Annotated in this window: 16 protein-coding genes; 13 read left to right on the top strand and 3 right to left on the bottom strand. The window is 28.0% G+C overall.

The window, feature by feature from the left end:
- Positions 1-233: 233 nt before the first annotated feature.
- From KGF38_RS08590 to KGF38_RS08565, 6 genes are all read left to right on the top strand, one after another.
- The gene (locus KGF38_RS08590) at positions 234-1,484 is read left to right on the top strand and encodes an MFS transporter (protein ID WP_074179810.1); all 1,251 of its coding nucleotides are present in this window, start codon (positions 234-236) and stop codon (positions 1,482-1,484) included.
- 199 nt (positions 1,485-1,683) lie between these two features.
- Positions 1,684-2,568 (top strand): mechanosensitive ion channel family protein, encoded by an 885-nt coding sequence (locus KGF38_RS08585; RefSeq protein WP_074179809.1) that lies wholly within the window; start codon positions 1,684-1,686, stop codon positions 2,566-2,568.
- 286 nt (positions 2,569-2,854) lie between these two features.
- Positions 2,855-4,300, top strand: coding sequence for a cell wall-binding repeat-containing protein (locus KGF38_RS08580; RefSeq protein WP_074179808.1), 1,446 nt, complete (start codon positions 2,855-2,857; stop codon positions 4,298-4,300).
- A gap of 293 nt (positions 4,301-4,593) precedes the next feature.
- Complete coding sequence (locus tag KGF38_RS08575; protein ID WP_054270110.1) at positions 4,594-5,211, top strand: PepSY domain-containing protein; 618 nt, start codon at positions 4,594-4,596, stop codon at positions 5,209-5,211.
- A gap of 107 nt (positions 5,212-5,318) precedes the next feature.
- On the top strand, positions 5,319-7,850 hold the full coding sequence (locus KGF38_RS08570) for an FAD-dependent oxidoreductase (protein WP_074179807.1): 2,532 nt from the start codon (positions 5,319-5,321) through the stop codon (positions 7,848-7,850).
- Positions 7,851-8,059: 209 nt separating this feature from the next.
- Entirely contained in the window at positions 8,060-8,680 is a 621-nt protein-coding gene (locus tag KGF38_RS08565; protein WP_074179806.1) for a TVP38/TMEM64 family protein, read from the top strand.
- 134 nt (positions 8,681-8,814) lie between these two features.
- On the opposite strand, the gene KGF38_RS08560 is transcribed toward KGF38_RS08565, so the two are convergent.
- Complete coding sequence (locus KGF38_RS08560) at positions 8,815-9,351, bottom strand: metal-dependent hydrolase (protein ID WP_054270113.1); 537 nt, start codon at positions 9,349-9,351, stop codon at positions 8,815-8,817.
- 112 nt (positions 9,352-9,463) lie between these two features.
- Positions 9,464-10,168 (bottom strand): superoxide dismutase, encoded by a 705-nt coding sequence (locus KGF38_RS08555; RefSeq protein ID WP_054270114.1) that lies wholly within the window; start codon positions 10,166-10,168, stop codon positions 9,464-9,466.
- A 172-nt stretch (positions 10,169-10,340) separates the two neighbouring features.
- Between KGF38_RS08555 and asnB the strand changes: the two genes are divergently transcribed.
- On the top strand, positions 10,341-12,224 hold the full coding sequence (gene asnB, locus KGF38_RS08550; protein WP_074179805.1) for an asparagine synthase (glutamine-hydrolyzing): 1,884 nt from the start codon (positions 10,341-10,343) through the stop codon (positions 12,222-12,224).
- Positions 12,225-12,342: 118 nt separating this feature from the next.
- On the opposite strand, the gene KGF38_RS08545 is transcribed toward asnB, so the two are convergent.
- Positions 12,343-13,779, bottom strand: a complete 1,437-nt coding sequence (locus KGF38_RS08545; RefSeq protein WP_074179804.1) for a trypsin-like peptidase domain-containing protein — start codon at positions 13,777-13,779, stop codon at positions 12,343-12,345.
- Positions 13,780-14,109: 330 nt separating this feature from the next.
- Here KGF38_RS08545 and KGF38_RS08540 point away from each other — a divergent pair, with 330 nt between their 5' ends.
- From KGF38_RS08540 to KGF38_RS08515, 6 genes are all read left to right on the top strand, one after another.
- Positions 14,110-14,688, top strand: a complete 579-nt coding sequence (locus KGF38_RS08540; RefSeq protein ID WP_003420269.1) for a TerD family protein — start codon at positions 14,110-14,112, stop codon at positions 14,686-14,688.
- 37 nt (positions 14,689-14,725) lie between these two features.
- Entirely contained in the window at positions 14,726-15,304 is a 579-nt protein-coding gene (locus tag KGF38_RS08535) for a TerD family protein (protein WP_054270117.1), read from the top strand.
- A gap of 84 nt (positions 15,305-15,388) precedes the next feature.
- Complete coding sequence (locus tag KGF38_RS08530; RefSeq protein WP_054270118.1) at positions 15,389-16,018, top strand: TerD family protein; 630 nt, start codon at positions 15,389-15,391, stop codon at positions 16,016-16,018.
- A complete protein-coding gene (locus KGF38_RS08525) occupies positions 16,008-18,767 on the top strand; it encodes a calcium-translocating P-type ATPase, PMCA-type (protein WP_074179803.1) in 2,760 nt (919 codons plus the stop codon). The genes KGF38_RS08530 and KGF38_RS08525 overlap by 11 nt, the downstream gene beginning before the upstream one ends.
- A gap of 86 nt (positions 18,768-18,853) precedes the next feature.
- Positions 18,854-20,416 carry a YceG family protein gene (locus KGF38_RS08520; RefSeq protein WP_054270119.1) on the top strand — a complete coding sequence of 521 codons (1,563 nt, stop codon included), beginning with the start codon at positions 18,854-18,856 and terminating at the stop codon, positions 20,414-20,416.
- Positions 20,417-21,553 carry a toxic anion resistance protein gene (locus KGF38_RS08515; protein ID WP_054270120.1) on the top strand — a complete coding sequence of 379 codons (1,137 nt, stop codon included), beginning with the start codon at positions 20,417-20,419 and terminating at the stop codon, positions 21,551-21,553. It begins immediately after the preceding gene.
- Positions 21,554-21,581 lie beyond the last annotated feature (28 nt).

Genomic DNA, 21,581 nt, shown 5'->3' with positions numbered 1-21,581 from the left:
GCCATCTTTTGAGTAATGTTCAAAGATGGCTTTTTATATTTAAGGAGTTAATTTATATATATAACAAGAATGAAACTTTATTTCTAGTTAAATATGTATATATGTAGTATAATGAGACTATATGTTAAAATTTGTAATAAATAGATGTATACTTGATATAATCACTTAGAAAGCATGAATTTTATAGAGTATATCAAGAAAATTTAAAGCTATGTAGATTTGAGGGAGAAAATATGAAAAGTTATACAAAGGCTAAATGGAGTGTTTGGGGCATAATTACATTTTCATTCATTTTAGTCTTATTTTTAAGGATGTCAACTGCTGTTGTTTCAGATAATTTATCAAATGAGTTAGGTTTTAATTCTATACAAATTTCAAATATAGCATCTTTTTGCCTCTATGCATATGCATTTATGCAAATACCAGCAGGAATCTTAATTGATAAATATGGAGCAAGAAAAATTAGTAGTCTTGGAATAATAATGGCAAGTTTAGGTTCTATTTTATTTGGATTGATTCAAAGTATAGAGTTAGCATATATTTCTCGTATAGTTGTAGGTGCAGGGACATCAGTAATATTGCTTTGTATTTTAAAAATTCAGGGTAGATGGTTTAATAAATCAGAATTTGCTTCTGCAACAGCTAAATTTTCATTTGTAGGGAATTTAGGGGGAGTTCTTGCTACTTTTCCACTTGTATTTCTATCTGAATTTGTTGGCTGGAGAAATTCATTTTTATTGATAGGCATAATTGGTGTTGTAATCGGATGTTTTATGTATATTATTGTTAGAGATACTCCAAGAGAATACGGATTCAATATAGATATGGAACCTAATGAAGAGCCAGAGAAGATTGGTATTGTTGATGGAATTAAGTCTGTTATAAAAAATAAATCAACATGGTATAACTCAATGATAATGTTCTCTTTTGTAGGTCTGACAAGTGCATTTACAAGTCTATGGGGAGTGAAATACATAATGGATGTTTATGGGGTTAGTAAGAGTTTTTCTGCATTTATAGTATCATTTTTTACATATGGATTTATATTTGGTTCAATAATTATGGACTTTGTATTTGCTAAAATAAGCTCTAGTAAATTTAATATAATTAAATATGGAGCAATAATAGATTTATTTATATGGATTCTAATTGTAGTTGTATATAAAGTAAAACCACCAATAATCATTTTACCAATAGCATTTTTTGTTATGGGATGTATAGTTATGTCTCATTTACAAGTTTTCAATGATGCTAAGTATAAAAATAAAGAAATTTATTCTGGATTGGCAACTAGTGTCATTAATACTTTCGAATTTATAGGTAGTGGTATTATTAATTTAATTATAGCAGTATCTTTGCAAGTAAATTCACATAATGTAGTTGATGGATATAAAAGAGGATTTGTGATATTTATAGTACTCAGTATTATAACTATAACAGCATCTCATATAGGTGTAAAAAATGATAATTCTAAGACTGAATAGAATCTTATTATTGATTCAATTTAATGCAATATTTTATAGATAAAAAAGAATTTATATTTATTACAAGGATATATACCAAGATATAATTGGAATATAAATCTTGTTTACTATGTCGAAATGATATTGTATTATATTAAATAGAAAATAAGAACTTTAAACTATAATATTGGTTCTAAAAATATAAAGTAAGGAGTTTTTTATGGATACGACAAAAATAGATGATATAAGCAAGTTGGATTTAAACAATCTAGATATTAATAAAATGGATATGGGCGGTATAATGGAAAGCTTTTTAGAATGGGCTACTACAAGTGGAGTAAAACTTATAATAGGTATACTTATACTTTCCATTGGATTTAAAATAATAAAGAAATTTGTAAACCATGTAATGTTATTACTTGGAAAAAGGGATATTGATTTAACCCTAAGAAGGTTTTTGAAATCTCTTCTTTTAAGTGTGCTTAAAGTTGCTGTTGTAATCATTGTTTTAGAATATTGGGGAATGAGCTTATCTAGCTTTGCTGCTGTGATAGCATCAGCAGGGGTAGCTATAGGTTTAGCATTACAAGGTAGTTTATCAAATTTTGCTGGAGGATTTATCATACTTTTGATTAGACCTTTTAAAGTAGGAGATTACATAGAAGCAGCAGGTCATGGAGGAACAGTTGAGCAAATAGGACTTTTTTATACACAATTGGTTACTCCAGATAATAAGCAGATACTTATACCTAATGGTTCTGTATCAAATGATAGCCTAACAAACTATTCAGCAAAGAATACTAGACGAGTTGACTTAACTTTTAGTGTAGGATATGAAGATGATATAGTACAGGTGAGAAGAGTATTGAAAGAGATTGTGAATAGCCATAAATTAATAATAAATGAACCAGAACCATTTATAGGAATAGTGGAACATGGAGATAATGCCATTAAATTTGCTGTTAGAGTTTGGTGTAATACAGAAGATTATTGGACAATTTATCTTGATTTATTGGAAGAGGTTAAAGTTAGATTTGATGAAGAAGGAATTACAATTCCTTATCCTAAGATGGATTTAACATTAAGAGAGCTAAAAAGAATTTAATATTATAAAGTCAAGGCACCTTTAGATTTAATCTTTGGGTGCCTATTTTTCATTTTTTTCTTATGAGGGCTGATTTAATATATATAAGAATCTTATGTTTTGACTTAAAACAATTAACTACTTATATATTATATATAAGAGTTTTTTATATTTTATTAAAAAAATATTTTGTTTTTTTACAATTTAATGTCGTTAAATGATTGGAAATAGTTTTTGTTTCCGACAACATATAATATGTGCTTGTTATACAATTTAATTATGAAGTATTAATAAGGGGGGAAATATTGTGAAATCAAAGAAATTATTATCGTTAGGGATAGCTATGTCAATGTTTGTTGCTGGTTGTCCTATATCTGCAAATGCACTTGATAAAATTGATAAAATTCAAGGTGCAGATAAATATGAAACTGCTGGACTTATTGCAGATAGAGAAAACTATACTACTGCAATACTTGTAAATGCAGATAGTACTATGGCTGATGGATTAAGTGCGAGTGGTCTTGCAGGAGCAACAAATGCACCAATTCTTTTAACTAAAAAGAATAATATACCAAGTGCAACTATGAAAAGAGTTGAAAAAGCTAATAAAGTGTACATAATTGGTGGTGAAAGTTCTATTGATAAAGCAACTGAAAACGTTTTGAGAGATAAGAATATAGAAGTTAAAAGACTTCAAGGTAGTGATAGAATTAAGACAAGTTATAATGTAGCAAAAGAAATAGGAGCTATTAACAAGGTTAGTAAGGTTATATTAACTAATGCTTTTAAAGGTGAACCAGATGCTATGAGTATTGCATCTGTAGCTGTTAGAGATAAAGCACCTATAGTATTAACTGATGGAAAGAGTGTACCATTTAACACTACTGGAACAGAAAGTTATATAATAGGAGGTACTTCATCAATGAGTGATAACTTAGTAAATGATACTAATTCAACTAGATTGGGTGGAGTAGATAGATATGATACTAATAAGAAGATAATAAATAAGTTCTATAATGGAGCAAAAGAGTTTTATATAGCTAGCGGAACAGATTTAGTGTATGCACTTGCTGGTTCTACAATAGCTAAAAATACTCCAACAGTTTTAGTTGATGATAATAGCAATAAGACTGTATTAAAAAGTGCAACTAAAATAACAGCAATAGGAAATCTAAATGATAGTATATTACAGCAGTGTTTAAATGTAACAAAAAATATAGGAAATTCAGATACTGGAAAACAATATACAGTAGAGGATGCTGCTAATGCTGTGAAAAAATTGCTAGGTGTTGATAAACTTTATTATAATGAAAATTATCCAGAAGATGAAGACTTAATATTTTTATTAGATACTAGCTTTGAATATTCAGGAAAACAATTCTACGTATTTGGTTATGTCACAGAGAATTCTGAAGGTGATGTTAGATATTGTGTAGAGAAAAATGATATGAGCAAAGTATATACATACAATGTTAGTGGCATTATGGAAGTATGTAACCCAGCTGACTATGAAAATAGAAAAATGATAACAGAAGATAAAGCAAAAGAATTAGCATTAGCAGAATGTGCTAGAAAGCATAAGGTTAGTGTTAATTTATTAAGAGTAAATACTGCTTATATTGATAATATTAATAATATAAAAGTATATGCTGTAAGAATAGATTCAAAGCCACAACCAAAACAGACTTATGGATGGTATTTCATAGATGTTTATAGTGGATATGCTTATAAAGATATTTGGAATAACATTTAAAAAAGTATTTTTAAAAATAATTACAAATATATTCCTTCTGTAAAAGATAATAAAGCAATAATTAAAAGTATTAATCGAATAATTTTATAATTACAATTAAGCATTCTCATACTGGGGAATGCTTTTTTTATTTACACAAACAACATATTTTGTTTTAGTAAATTTATTTTAGTAGATATAAATTTTATAGTCTTAAAACTAGCAAAGTAGGAAGTAAATTTAATATAAAAGGGTAAATAAAGGGTTTAGAGGGCATAATATAGAATAAATTAAGTATTTAAGGAGGGTTTTTTATGTGTAAAAAAACATATTTATTAGTAGTAAGTATACTTGTTGCAGGTTTATTGACTGCATGTAGTGGAAATCCAACTACAGATTCAGGACAGGCACAAGATAATACGAAGAAAGAGACAAATGCGTCAAATAATGATTTAAAAGATGAAAAAAATAATGAAAATTTGAATGAACAAGATTTTAAAGTACCATACACAGATGCAGTAAGCATATTTAAAGATAAGTATAAAGATGCTGATATAGTAGATTTAAGCCTTGAAAGAGACTTAAATAAATTTGTTTATACTGTTGAAGGTGTAGATGATAATAATGAGTATAAGATGAAAATAGACGCTAATACAAAAGATGTACTACAGGATAAAACAGAAAAATTGGATTCAGAAGATTTAAATGGAGCAGCTAGAAAAGAAAAATTAGATTTAAATGATATAATAACACCTCAAAAAGCTATGGAGATTGCATTAAAAGAACAAAATGGAAGAGTAAAAAAATGGAGTTTAGATAAAGATTTAGATGTTACTTTTTATAAAATAAGAATAGATAAAGATAAAAATGAATATGACATAAAGGTAGATTCTAAAAAGGGAACTATATTGGAGGTAGAAAAAGAAGATTAGAAGCTTTAAATTACTTTTGTAATAATTTCTTTTTTAAATAAAATTTGTTTAAAATATAACAAGCAGGGTATAAAAAGATTAAATAACTATTTTAGGAGGAGTACGGTATGTCATTGAAATCATTAAAAATAAAAGAAAATTTATATTGGGTAGGTTCACTTGACCCTGACTTAAGAGTATTTGACATAATTATGTATACACCTTATGGAACTACTTATAATTCATATGTATTAAAAGGAACAGAAAAAACGGTTTTATTTGAGACAGTTAAAGATAAGCATTTTGAAAATTATATTGAACGATTAAATGATTTAAATATAGATTTTGAAAAAATAGACTATATTGTTGTAAGTCATACTGAACCAGACCATGCAGGAAGTGTTGAAAAACTTTTGGATTTAGCTAAGAATGCAAAAGTAGTAGCTTCAGAAACTGCAATTAAATATCTTAAGGAAATAGTAAACAAAGATTTTGAGTATATTGCAGTTGCAGATGGAGATACATTATCAATTGGAGACAAGACTTTAGAATTCTTCTCTGTTCCTATGCTTCATTGGCCAGATACTATATACACATATATTAAAGAAGACAAGACTCTTGTAACATGTGATTCATTTGGTAGTCATTATAGTAATGATAAGATAGTAAACACACTTGATGAAGACGAAGAAAAGGATTACTTAGATGCTTTAAGATACTATTATGATTGTATAATGGGACCATTCAAGCCATCTATGGTAACTGCTATAGAAAAGATAAGAGACTTAGATATAGATACTGTATGTCCAGGTCATGGACCAGTATTAACTGAAAATCCTAGAAAAATTATAGACCTTTATTATAACTGGAGTGTAAATGAACAAATAAAATTAGAAAAAGAAGTTACAATTTGTTATGTTTCTGCACATGGATATACAAAGATTATGGCAGAGGCTATAAAAGCATATATTGAACAAAACAGCAATTATAAAGTAAACTTATTTGATGTAATAGAGAATAAACAAGAAGATATTTTAGCAAAGATAGCAGTATCACAAGGTGTATTGTTTGGTACACCAACAATATTAGGAGACGCATTAAAGCCTATATGGGATATTTTAGTATCCTTAAATCCAGTTATTCATGGTGGAAAGGTTGCTTCAGTATTTGGTTCATATGGATGGAGTGGAGAAGGTATAGAAAATGCTATGGAGAGAATAAATCAGCTTAGAATGAAAGCTGTAAAACCATTTGCTGTTAACTTTAAACCATCAAATGAAGAGTTAGAAAAATTACATTCTTATACAGGTAAATTCTTGGATAAATTAAATTCTACTTTTGGAAGTAAAAAGAAAACTAAGAAATTTAAATGTGTAATTTGTAATGAAGTATTTGAAGGGGATAGTGCTCCTAGTGTATGTCCTGTATGTGGAGCGAAAGAAGACCAATTTATAGAAGTTGAAGAAGATGAAGTTACTTTTAGAAAAGATACTGATGAATATTTTGTAATAGTAGGAAATGGAGCAGCTGGTTTTTATGCAGCAGATGCTATAAGAAAAAGAAATAAAACTTGTAAGATAACTATGATTTCTAATGAAGATGAATTAACTTACTATAGACCTGCACTTTCTGATGGCATAAATGAAGAGCTTGGTTCAGATTTTTATATGGAAGATAAAGCTTGGTATGACGAAAACAATATAGTAGTAATATTAGGAACAAATGTAGATAAGTTAGATGAAGCAAATAAAACTATTATAGTAAATGATGGTGCCATTAAATTTGATAAACTTGTAATAGCTACAGGAAGTAGAAACTTTATACCACCAATTAAAGGGCATGATTTAGAAAATGTGTTTACTCTTAGAAATATAAAAGATTTATACAGTGTAAAGGAAGCCTTAGAAAAATCTAAGAAAGTTGTGGTAATTGGTGGAGGTCTATTAGGACTTGAAGCTGCATGGGAATTTAGATTAAAAGGATTAGAAGTAGTAGTAGTTGAAGCGATGGATGGCATACTATCAAAACAACTTGATAAAGAAGGTAGTAAAATATTAGAGCAATGTGTAAGAGATACAGGAATAGATGTAAGATTAGGTGTAGCAGTTGATGGTATCGATGGAAATGGAAAAGCACAAAAAGTTATATTCAAAGATGGAGATAGTGTTGAATGTGATATGGTAGTATTTTCTATTGGTGTAAGAGCAAATACACAAATAGTTCAAGATACATCTGTAAAAACTGACAGGGGTATTGTTGTAGATAAGACATTACAGACAACTGTTAAAGATATATATGCTTGTGGAGATGTTGCACAAGTAGAAAATACTAGTTTAGCAATATGGCCATCCTCAGTGGAAATGGGAAAAATAGCAGGTGCAAATGCAAGTGGAGATAATTTGACATTTGAAAGTGATGTGTATCCAGTTTCATTAGATGCAATGAATGTAAAAGTATTTAGTATTGGTAATATACAAAATTTTGATAAAGAAATTTCATCAAAAGATGAAGGAAAGAGAATATACAAAAAATTATTTATGAAAGACGGTTCATTAGTTGGAGCTATACTTATAAATGATTTAAGTTGTACTGTTAAATTGATAAGATTAATATCTGAAAAAGGTGATTTTGAAGATATTATGAAAGCAGATATACTATAGTTTAAATATAAGACCGAAAAAGTCTTAAAATATGACAATTCATATTTTAAGACTTTTTTGTTATAATATATAATAAAATAATCATACCTTAACTGTAAATTTATATAGATTGTTTACTTTTTAATGTTAGATTCCTTTTTTGAGATTGGTATATAATAACAATATAGAGTATATAATAATAGTTAAAGTTAAAAAAGGGGAAAAGCAATATGCAGTATATACAAGAATTACTTGATTTGACTCAAAACTATTGGGTACTAGCTACAATAATTGGTTTGTTAAGTGCATTTATAGAAAGCTTTATACCAGCCCTACCACTTGTTGCCATAGTTACAGCAAATGCTGCAATACAAGGGTTATTTCTTGGATGTTTGTTATCATGGATTGGCTCAGGACTTGGGACAACCTCGTTATTTTTATTAATAAGCAGATTTAATGACAGTAAGCTTTTTAATAAGTTGAGAAATAGTAAAACTGAAAGGGCAATAAGTTGGATGGATAAACAGGGATTTAAGTTATTGTTTATAGCATATGCCTGTCCATTTATGCCTGGTTGTTTAGTTACTATTGCATCAGCTTTTGGTAAAAAAGATATAAAGGATTTTGTGCCAGCAATGTTGGCAGGCAAATTTGTAATGTTTATAGTAATAAGTTATGTGGCAAGTGACATAGAAGGATTTATAACAAGTCCTTTAAAGATAGCATCATTTATATTGCTGGTGTTTTTATCATGGAAGATTGGAAATAGAGTCAATAAAAACCTTGAAAATCATAATTATGAATTTCATCATAAAAAAAACAATGATGATAGAGATAATAGAAAAATTTAGTTTTCTAAAAAATAAAAAGTATCAAAAAATAATTAACTTCCAAAGCATTATTTTAAGATACTTTTTATTTTTTTGTTTATTAGGTACAATATCTTTTAAGAACTATTAAACAAAATATGAGTCGACAAACGTAACTATAGTAAAATATAAAATTGATATCCAATCAAAAAAATAACTATGAAATTTAAGAGCTTAGATATGAATTTTTCTGTTTTTGAGTTAGTTTTTATAGGGAGTAAAGAAATGTTTATGGTAATGGGGTAAAACAGTTCAATACCTTCTTTAGTAATAAGGTCAAGGCACAGGTGAGATAGATATCCTATTATAAATCCACTAGACAAACATGAGAAAACTATATTATTGTGAGTAAAGATTGTTAGAGATTTAAAAAAACTATAAAGAAGCAATAAAGCAATTAGGCTATGGGTAAATCCTCTATGTCTAAACCTGCTTCCAAATAATTTGTATATCAATATAAATTTTTTACTTATATGAGAACCTCGCATATCTATATCTGGAAACAAAGACCCTAAATATGCAAAATAAATATAAACCATAATTAATACTATTTTATATGTAATATCGTATTTGACTAGATATATATTGTTTATAAAGGGGAGTATCAAAAGTGCAAATATATATCCTCCCCTTTCATGTGTTTCTTTTATCATATAAAAATCCTCCTGAATCGTCACTATAAACATAATATTGGTAAATTTAGACTATCTTTTATTCTATTATATAGCAAACATAAGTTTTTTTCAAAAGGATTTTAATATTTAATTAATCTTGAGATTTTAAATTTTTATAGTTTTCTAAAGCTCCATTCCAATTTATTACATTAAACCAGTTGTCAATGTATTCATTTCTTCTATTTTGATATTTTAAATAGTAAGCATGTTCCCAAACATCAAGTCCTATTATAGGAGTTAAGTTTTTACTTATAGGACTATCTTGGTTTGGAGTAGTTATAATGGATAATTTACCATCCTTAGTAGCTACAAGCCAAGCCCAACCAGAACCGAAAACATCTAAAGAAGCTTTTTTGAATTCTTCTTTAAATTTTTCAAAAGAACCAAAGTCTCTATCGATTGCTTCTTTTAAAGATTCAGAAGGGATAGTTTTTTCAGGAGTCATTATATCAAAAAAGAATTTATGATTGTAAGCACCTCCTGCATTGTTTCTTACTGCTGTAACAATATCTTTAGGCAAAGAGTCTAAATTTTGCAATAATTCACATAAAGAATAATTGTAAAGCTCAGGATATTTTTCAAGAGCAGCATTTAATTTATCAACATAAGCTTGATAGTGTTTATCATGATGCAATTTCATAGTTTCTTTATCTATATAAGGTTCAAGTGCATCATATGCATAAGGTAATGGTTTAACCTTAAATTTATTGTTTTCAGGTGTAAAAGCAAATGAAGTTATACACTGTGAAATTATAAATAAAGACATAATAACTGGTATTAACATTTTTTTCTTCATAAAAATCACCTCCTAATATAGTATTTCTAGAAATAAAAAAAATATGAAAGATTAGCAAATAATTTATAAAAATTTGATAGTAATTTTCTTTTAAATTGAATAAGTTTTAAATCTAAAGACAAAACTATGAGATATAGAACAAGACTAAAAGATAGGAAGGAATTTTGATAGTATGGATGGCAATATTTCAATTTATTATAAAGGAGATATATCTAAAAAAGAAGATATTAAACTTAAAAAAAAAGAGTCTATAAATAATATTAATAATGTAAATCTCGATAGTAGAGAAAAATTTAAAAATGATGAAAAAACTTTTGATTTTGAGAGATTTGATGTAATAGATGTTATTTGTGGGAATAAACCATTTGAAAAGGATGGAAAAGTTATTGTTTTTAATGGAAGTATATATAATTGTCATGAAATAAAAGCAGAATTGATTGAAAAAGGGCATACTTTTACTACTGATGATGATATTGAAATCTTATTGGCGTCTTATATAGAGTTTGGTAAGAATTGTGTACATAAGATAAAAGGTATGTTTAGTTTTATAATATATGATAAAGTAAGTGAAAGTATATTTGGAGCGAGAGATTTATTTGGAATAAAACCACTTTATTATATAAATAATGAACAATCAATCATTTTTGCCTCAGAGTATAAATTTATGCTTCAATATATAAAAAATCTAAATATAAATGAAAGAAGTTTGCAAAGCTATTTTTCATTTCAATATGTACTTCCTGAAGATACTATGATACAAGGAATAAGGTTGATACCAGCAGGTCATTTTTTTAGAGTGGAAAATGGAATATTATCTTTAAAAAGATATAACAAACTTGAATTTAGAAGTAGTACAAAATTTTTTTATACTAAGAATCATTTAGGAAATAGAGATATAAGCGAGGAAGATGTAAGAAATGTGATAATGGATTCAGTAAAAAGTCATATGATAGGAAATAGAGCAATTGGAACATTTCTATCTAGTGGTATAGATTCATCTATTATAACTACTTTAGCTTCACAAATTAATCCAAATATAAAATCCTTTTCTGTAGGATTTAATGTTAAAGGATATAGTGAGTTAGAAATAGCAAAGAAAACAGCTGATAAGTTAGGTATAGAAAATATCCAAATTAATATAACACAAGATGAATATATAAAAGCATTACCAAAAATAATTTATTCTTTGGATGACCCTGTAGCAGACCCTTCAGAAGTAGGACTTTATTTTCTAATCAAGGAAGCAGGTAAACATGTTGAAGTAGCATTGTCTGGAGAAGGTGCAGATGAATTATTTGGAGGATATAATATATATAAGGAATATAATAATATGAAATCTATTGTAAACTCACCTACGTATGTTAAAAGTATCTTAGGAAGAGTTTCAGAACTTATGCCTAACATGAAGGGAAAAAATTACTTTTATAGAGCTACAACACCACTAGAAAAAAGATATATAGGAAATGCAAAGATTTTTGAAAATAGTGAAGTAAAAAATTTCTTTTATAAATATAAAGAGAAAAATATATATGAGTACTTGTTATCTAACTTGTATAGAGATGCACAGAAGCATAATTATGATTATATAAGCAAGATGCAACATATAGATATGAATACATGGCTTCAGGGTGATATACTTCAAAAAATGAGTAAAATTTCTATATGTGAGCAACTTGAACTTAGAGCTCCATTTTTATATAAAGATGTATTTGATGTAGCAAAGAACTTGAGGATGGATCAAAAGACAACAAAGAGTAATACAAAAGTTTTACTTAGAGAAGCATTTAAAGATATAGTTCCAGAACATGTTATTCAAAGAAAAAAATTAGGATTTCCAACACCAATAAGAATTTGGTTAAAAGATTCTTTAGGAGAAGTTGTAAAAGAAACTATTTCTAATTCAAATGTAGATGATTTTATAGATAAAAAATATGCAATAAATCTTTTAGAGGAACATTTTAAAGGACATAAGGATAATTCAAGAAAAATATGGACTATATTCATCTTTTGTATGTGGTATCAAATATTTATGGAAGATAAAAATATTAAATACTAATCTTGTGTTAGATTTTTCTTGTATTGTATTTTAGAAATAGCCAGAACTAAATTTCTGATATATATTATTATCAAAAACTTAGTTCTGGCTATTTTATTAAAAGTTTATCCAGATACATTTATTTTATTATTTCAATAAAATTGTTGGCAAACATTTTGACAAGGTTACTTTCTACTGCTAAATTTAGATTTTGCCCATCATCATAACCAGCAGAAATCAACCCTAGTAAATTTCCAAACATATCTAAAAGTGCTCCACCTGAACTACCACTAGAGATTGGAGCTGTAAATTGTATCATTTGAACTGTTTCAAAATCACGAAAAGCTGAGATAATTCCATCTGAAACTGTATTGAAAAGACCTAAAGGGCTTCCGATTGCAACTATTTTTTGACCTCTTACAGGTTTTTTACTAACATTGATAGGTATTGGTTTACATTTTCTATCAACCTTTATTACAGCTAAATCATAATCTGTATGATACTTTATAATTTGGTAAGATGTATAAACATTATCATCATTTTCAAATCTAACCAAAAATGAGTACCCATCGTTAACTACATGAAGATTTGTAAGTATATAACCTTCGCTATTTATTACTACTCCAGAACCACTCTTGAATGGTTTTTCCTCACTATTACACACAACAATCATAACGATAGAAGATGATAACATTGCAAGTTCTTCATAAGAAAGTTCTATTTCTTTATTTTGTATAGGTTTTTTAGATGTATGTTTTGTGTTAATAAAAGTACTTTCAGAGTGAGGTCTATCTGTAGAAGTGTAGATTTTATTGGTATCTTCTTTATAGTTTATATTCGAAACAGATTTTTCAAAAGGTATTTCTAATATCTCTGTACTCTTTTTAGAAAGCTCAAATAGAGTAGAAAAATTTGAACATTCAGGATATAAATCAATAATATCTTTACATGGGTTTATATATAAAATATCACATCCAAGTTGTGATAAAAAATATAAGAAAAAAAGTTCTTGTCTCTTAATATTTCCAAAGTACACTATTTTTGGTGAGATATTAGTTTTTGTTTTATTATAAAATAACTTAGGTAGAAAGTATTCTATCCAACACAAAAGTTTAACAGCAAAGTTTTTAACAATAGAAGGTGTTGAATTTGGCATACTTGTATCAAATAAATCTAAGGTATTTTTAAATGCAATTTTTTTAGTCCAATCTAAAGTATCATTTTCTAGCTTGCATGGAAAGTCAATACTATATAAGTTCCAGCTGTTAAATTTGACTTTATCATAAGTATTAAAAACCTTAAGCATATTATCTGTTTGTGATTTGTCAAAACTCATATTTAAATTACTTAATCTAATATAAGGAATTTTTGGATTATTAAAAAAATAATCGTCTATCTTTTTGATTTTTTCTATGTACTTATCAATTGAATATTCAACACCTATATATCGTGTAAAGTAGACTTCCTTAATGTATGAAGAACTTTTACTTGCATATGGCATATTAGACATAAATTCAATTAGAGGTTCATGTGATTTTTTTATTAAAATCTTTAATGGTTTAATAGTACAAAGCATATTTTTTCTCCTATAAAATAAGATGATATAATCTATTATAAAACAACTTAAAACAATATAGTACAAGAATTTTGTAGTTTCAAAATAAAATATGTACTTGTTCATACAAATGATATATAATTACATATTAAACATAGATTTTACATATTTAATAAAGTATGTAAAATCTATGTAAAAAGTAAGAAATATAAACATTTTTTTAATTATATTTTAAAAATATCAAGTAAGTTTTCTTCACAAATGAATAAAAAATGATATAATATGATTAAAGAAAAAGATAAATAATTAGCAAGATTTGTTTAGCTAAAATTAACAAGGGAGCGATAAATTATGGGTATAACATTATCAAAAGGCCAAAAGGTTGATTTAACTAAAGGAAATCCAGGCCTTAAAAATATTTTAGTTGGTTTAGGATGGGACACTAACAAGTATGATGGTGGATTTGACTTTGATTTAGATACAGCAGCATTTTTAACAGGAGCAAGTGGAAGTGTTACTAATGATGGAGATTTTGTATTTTACAATAATTTAAAACATACATCTGGAGCAGTTGAACATTTAGGTGACAATAGAACTGGTGAAGGTGATGGAGATGATGAACAAATAGTTGTTGATTTATCTAAGATTCCTGGAGAAATAAGCAAGATTTCTTTTACAGTTACAATTCATGATGCAACTGAGAGAAGACAGAACTTTGGACAAGTAAGTAATTCTTATATAAGAATAGTAGATAAAGATACGAATGAAGAGCTAATAAAGTATGAATTAGGAGAAGATTTTAGTATAGAAACTGCTATAGTAGTAGCTGAAATATATAAGCATAATGGAGAATGGAAGTTTAATGCACTAGGCTCTGGTTTTGAAGGTGGTCTCGCTGCACTATGTGGAAACTTTGGAATAAACTTATAATTTCAAATATAATAATAAACTAGAGGGGGTATTTTCCATGGCTATAGTATTAAAAAAAGGACAAAAAATTGATTTAACTAAAGGAAATCCAGGTCTTAAAAATATAAAACTTGGATTAGGATGGGATACAAATTCATTTGATAGTGGATATGATTATGATTTAGATGTAAGTGTTTTCATGGTAGGAGAATCACAAAGAGTTGAAAAAGATGAAGATTTTATATTCTATAATAACTTAAAACATACATCAGGAGCAGTTGAACACTTGGGTGACAATAGAACTGGTGAAGGTGATGGAGATGACGAGGAAATACTAGTAAATTTAGATGTAATGCCAAAGCATATTCAAAAGATAGCTGTAACAGTTACAATATATGAAGCTGCCGAAAGAAGACAAAATTTTGGACAAGTAAGTAACTCATATATAAGAGTCTTAAATTCTGAAAATGACGAAGAAATATTAAGATATGACTTGGGTGAAGAATTTAGTATAGAAACTGCAATTACAGTATGTGAGATATATAAGTATAATGGAGAATGGAAGTTTAATGCAGTTGGAGCAGGTTTTGAAGGTGGCTTAGAAGCACTTTGTAGAAATTATGGATTAAATGTTTAACTTGAGTAATATAATATATTAAATATAAATAACCTATACAAAAATGTATAGGTTATATTATATAAAATTTTGTGGAGGTTTAGTATGTCGATTAATTTATCAAAAGGTGATAAAATAGATTTAAAAAAATCGAACCCTGGACTGAGTAATATACTTGTAGGTTTGGGATGGGACCCTGTGCAACAAGCAGGTGGAGGATTTTTTAAATCTCTGTTTGGTGGAGGACAAGCTGATATAGATTGTGATGCATCTGTATTTATGCTTAATCAAGAAGGAAAATTGAGTGGAATAAAAGATTTAATTTATTTTGGAAATCTAAAAAGTGCCTGTAAGTCAGTATTGCATACAGGAGACAATTTAACTGGTGAAGGTACAGGTGATGATGAACAAATCCTAGTTAATTTGGATAAGGTTCCATCAAATATTCACAAATTGTTATTTGTAGTAAACATATACAACTGTGTGGATAGAAAACAACATTTTGGTATGATAGAAAATGCCTATATAAGAGTTGAAGACCAAAATAATAAGAAAGAGATAGCCAAATATAATCTATCTGATAATTATTCTGAAAAAACTACTCTTATAGTAGGAGCTATATATAGAAAAGATGGAAGTTGGCAATTTAAAGCAATAGGTGAAGGAACAAAGGATGCGGGTCTTAAGGAAGTAATGCAAAATTTAGACAGGATTGAGTGTGCATATGGAATTTAATAATGATATCAAATATTATAATGTAGATAAAGAAGAGGTAACAGAAGACTTATCTGTTAACCCTGAAAAAGGTTTATCAGAACCAGAAGTCAAGAAAAGAAGAGAAAAGTATGGTTTAAATGAGTTTACACCAAAAGAAGAAGGAAGCTTTTGGGATGATTTAAAAGACAGTTTAAGTGAACCAATGATAGTTATTTTGATTATTGCAGCAGTAGTAAGTGCAGTAATTGGAGAAACTCATGATGCAATAGGTATAGTAGGAGCTATAGCAATAGGTATAGCAATAGGTATGATTACAGAAGGTCGTTCTAAGAAAGCAGCAGATGCTCTTTCTAAATTGACTGAAAACATAGAAGTTAAAGTATTGAGAGACGGAGAAGTACATCAAATCTCTAAAAGTGAATTGGTACCAGGAGATATAGTATATATCGAAACTGGTGACATGGTACCTGCTGACGGTAGACTTATAGAGACTATAAATCTTAAAGTTAGAGAAGATATGTTAACTGGGGAATCTGATGATGTATCTAAAAAGTGTGATGTAGTAGTTTCTATGGAAGAAATAGAATCTAAAGGAGCATTAGTAGTACAAGAGCCAATACCTGCAAAACAAATAAATATGGTATTTGGTGGTACACTTGTAGCTTATGGTAGAGGAACTCTAGTTGTAACTTCAATTGGAGATAGTAGTGAGATGGGTAAAATAGCTCAAAACTTATCAGATACAGATGAGCAAACTCCACTTCAGATAAAACTTGGAAATTTAGGTGGATTGATAGCTAAAGTTTCTAGTGCAGTAGCAGGATTATTATTTATATTTATGGTTTTCCAAATGGTAAGTAAGAATGTATTAAATGTAGACATGTCTGGAATATTACCATTTTTAGAATCAATAGACCCTGTTAAAACGGCATTTACAGTATGTGTTGCGTTAATAGTTGCAGCAGTACCAGAAGGTCTTCCAACTATGATAAATATGACACTTGCAATAACAATGCAAAAAATGGCCAAAATAAATGCATTAGTTACTAAAAAAGAAGCTTGTGAAACTATAGGTTCTGTTTCTGTAATATGTTCAGATAAAACTGGTACATTAACTGAAAATAGAATGACTGTAGAAGTTGCATATATTGATGGAAGATATATTGAAAGTTCAGAAGAAGAAATAAATAGTTATTTTGAAGAAAACTGTATGATAAACTCTACAGCTGATATAGAGCATAACGATGGTGATGTTAAGTATTTGGGAAGTGCTACTGAATGTGCATTACTTTTATACTATAAAAACGTAGACTATAGAAAATTTAGAAAAGATTGTAATATAGTAGCTCAAAATCCTTTTACTTCTGACTCAAAAAGGATGACTTCTGTTATGGGTAGAGATAATCATCATGTACTATTATCAAAAGGAGCACCAGAAGTTTTACTTGAGTTATGTTCACATATCCAAAGGGGAAAAGACATAGTTCCAATAACTGAAAATGTGAAACATGAAATTTTAGAAGAAATAAAAAAATTACAAATAAAATCAATGAGAACTTTAGGTTTTGCATATAAAGAAATCTCACAAGCTGAAGAAGAAGCAGCAGTAACTGCTGAAAGTGATGCTATGAATGTTAGTGCAATGGAAAGTAATTTAGTATTCAGTGGTTTTGTTGGTATAAGAGACCCACTTAGAAAAGATGTTATAGAGTCTGTAAATACAGCAAACAAAGCTGGTGTTTCTGTAAAAATGCTTACAGGAGATAATATAAATACAGCAAAAGCTATAGGTGAAGAATTAGGTTTATTAAAAGGAAATATGAGAGCAGTTGAAGCTTCATATATAGATACTTTAGATGATGAAGAATTAAAAGAAGAGATACAAACTATCTCAATCGTTGCAAGAAGTAAGCCAGATAGTAAAATGAGAATAGTTTCAGCTTTACAAAAGAGTGGAGATGTTGTTGCAGTAACAGGTGACGGTATAAATGATGCTCCAGCACTTTCAAAAGCAGATGTTGGTATAGCAATGGGTATCTCTGGGACAGAGGTGTCTAAAAATGCAGCAGATATAATTTTAACTGATGATAGTTTTAGTACTATTGTAAAAGGTATTAAATGGGGTAGAGGAATTTATGATAACTTCCAAAGATTCGTTCAATTCCAATTAACAGTAAATGTAATTGCCTTTTTAGTGGCTATAATATCTCAGGTAATGGGACAAGAGATGCCATTTACTACAATACAATTATTATGGGTAAACATAATTATGGATGGTCCACCAGCACTAGCATTAGGTCTAGAGCCTGTTAGAAACCATGTATTAAATAGAAAGCCTGTTGATAGAAAAGCTAATATAATTTCTAAATCAATGGTATATACGATAGTATTAAATGCAATCTATATAACAACAATACTAATGCTACAATCTACATTTAACTTCTTAGGAGTTGATGAAGCTCACAAAGGAACTGTAATGTTTGCATTGTTTGCTTTTAGTGCATTGTTTAATGCATTTAACTGTAGAGAATTTAATGCAGATAGTATTTTTCCAAACTTTACACATAACAAATTAGCATTACAAATAATAGTTTTAACAGGAATTGCGCAAGTAATATTTACTCAGCTATTCCAAGATTTCTTTAACTCTGTAGCTATGGATGTTATGACATGGGGAAAAGTTCTATGTGTAGCAGCAAGTGTAGTTGTAGTTAATGAAGTTGTAAAATGTATAATAAGACTAGTAAAACCAAAAAAAGCCGCTTAAAATAAATTTTTTAAAAAATAACAAACTGACTCAAAATATGTATTTTGAGTCAGTTCTAAATAAACATTTAAATTGGGAGGATAATTATGGGCGACTCAAAGGTATTTGAAAAAATATTCTCCAGCCAATCAGACAGAGGAAATTACACTCCTTCAAAAGGATATCTAAGTTATTTTATTTCATATATTGGTTTAGAAGATGAGGTTTTGTACAATCTTGAGATATTTAAGGCAAAACAAAATATTGATAGTAAAAAAGATATTGTTTTATTTACTGATGCTATAGCAAATCCTAGTGATTTTGATATTATAAATTATTTTAAAAATGGACTTAAAAAATATAGAAACAGTATGGAAGATGTAGATATAAATATTTTAGGGTTCGATGGGATTGATTATAAACTAAAAAAAGCTATAGATAAAGTTTTAAAAGAGGAAGAAAAAGAATTTACTAATGATAGAGTTAAACAAAATTTTATAGTGAAAATAATGGCATGGATAAAAATCTATATCGGTGCTTTAGATATAAATAAAAATGAGGCTCCAAAAGTAATATTTTATGGGGATATAAAAAAGCATGAAGTTTATCTACTCTTAATATTGTACTTGGCAGGCTTTGATGTTTTATATCTTAACCCAAATTCAAAGAGTAATATAGATATTTTAAACATAGAAAAATACAAGGTAGAGTTTGAAGAAGCCAATATAATAGAAGAAAAAGTTGCTTTTGAAGAAAGGGTTATCTTAGGAGAAAAAATAGATAAAGGTTCTGTAAAAAAAGCTTTTACTGTGGGAGCAGAAGCATCAAAACGTATAAGCGAAGAGTTATTAAATGATGCAGGATTTATAAAACCTTGGCAGCTTCAAGATAGAAAAATAAAAAATTTACTTTTAAGTTCAACTGTTGATGAAATATCAATATACTGGAATCAGCCATTAAAATTAAGACCAGGATTTAAGTTTAATGATGTTACTGTAGAAGTTCCAAATTTTCTCTCTAAGATTAATGGAATATATAATGACAAAAATGAGTATATTAAGTTTTTAGATTTATTGAGAGATTCGGAAAGTTCAACATTTATTGAATTTAATGGGGATATAGACAAATTTTCGAAAGAGTTTACAAGAGATGCTTTTAGTTTGTCTTTTTTACTGAATTCAAAAGGTGTTATAGATAAAAATTCTGTTTTAAATAATAAAGATTATTCTATTTCAACATTGGCATTAAATCAACAAATTATGATTTTAGAAAAGGTTGAAGAGTTATTAGAAGGAAATATGTTCTTAAATGGTTTAAGTGGAGAGGACAAGATAAAAGGTCTGTTTACAATACTTCATATGGATAAGAAGTTTGTTCATATGATGAATAATTTTGATTATTCTCTTATAAATCCAAAATTGATTATATATATGTACAAGAGTATAGTATTTGATAAAGAAATAGTTTTCCTTATGCTTTTACTAAGTAAAATTGGATTTGATATTATTATATTGTGTCCAGGAGGAGAAAATAATATAGAGAATGTTATAAATAACCAATTGATTGATGTACACAGATTGGATAAAATGGTATATGACCTTAGATTAAATTCACTTGAAGATGATATACCTTTACTTAAAAAAATTTTTGGAAAGAGGAGAAGATTTTAGATGGGGATAAATATAAATAGTTTTTCAAAAGATAAAAATTCTGTAGAGGTTACTGAAAATTTACCTACAGTTGTTGAAGAAGAAAATTTTGATATAATGGAATATACAAATAATAAAAAAAATGAACTGAGAAAGTCTAAGGAAGTTGAGGCATTGACGTCTCTTATAGAAGTAGAAAACCCAGATACAATTTTACAATTTGGTAGAAAAGCATCTGAAGGAGTAGCAAGGGTTTCTGATAGTCTTTTAAATACAATAAAACTAAATAGAAATGAAGAAAACTCTAAAATGTTGGTTCATTTGACTAAAATAATGGACAAGTTTGATTTAGATGATTTTCAAGAAACTAAGGAACCAAATTTTGTTCAAAAACTTTTCAAAAAAGCTAATAATGCCATTGAAATGATGTTTCAAAAATATGAAACATTGGGAGGAGAAGTTGAAAAAATCCAAATTGAACTTGAACAATATGAAAGAGATATAGCACTTTCTAATAAGCAAATAGGTTCTATGTTAAATGAAAACTTTGAGTTTTATAATGAACTTCAAAAATATATTGTTGCTGGAGAAATGGCAATAGAAGAAATGGATAACGAGATATTACCTTTCTTTAAGCAAAAATCGGAAACTAGTGGAGACCAAATGGATGTTGTTAATTATCAAGAGCTATTGAAAGTTTATGATATGTTAAATCAAAGAATATATGATTTAAGAATAGCAGAAAATATAGCCATACAGACAATACCTATGCTTAGAGGTATGCAACATAATAACTATGGTTTAATTAGAAAAATAAACAGTGCATTTGTTGTAACTTTACCAGTATTTAAACAATGTTTATCTCAAGCTATATTGCTTAAAAAGCAAGAATTGCAAGCAAAATCTCTAAAAGCACTTGATGATAAGACTAATGAATTATTGCTTAGAAATGCTCAAAATGTAAGTACTCAAAGTGCACAAATAGCTAGAATGGCTGGAACAAGTTCTGTTCAAATAGAGACATTAGAAAAAATGTATACTACTATTAAGTCTGGTATAGATGAAACTATGAGAATAGAAGAAAACAATAGAGTTTTAATTAAGGATAATACAAAGAGGTTGGAAGAATTAAATACAGCTATAATTTATAATAAGTAGTATATTAGGGGCTAATTTGTATAAAGTT

This window comes from Clostridioides sp. ZZV14-6387 (assembly GCF_020657835.1).
Classification (GTDB): Bacteria; Bacillota; Clostridia; order Peptostreptococcales; family Peptostreptococcaceae; genus Clostridioides; species Clostridioides difficile_A.
The sequence above is the reverse complement of the archived record's forward strand: the minus strand, read 5'-3'. Positions and strand labels throughout refer to the sequence as shown.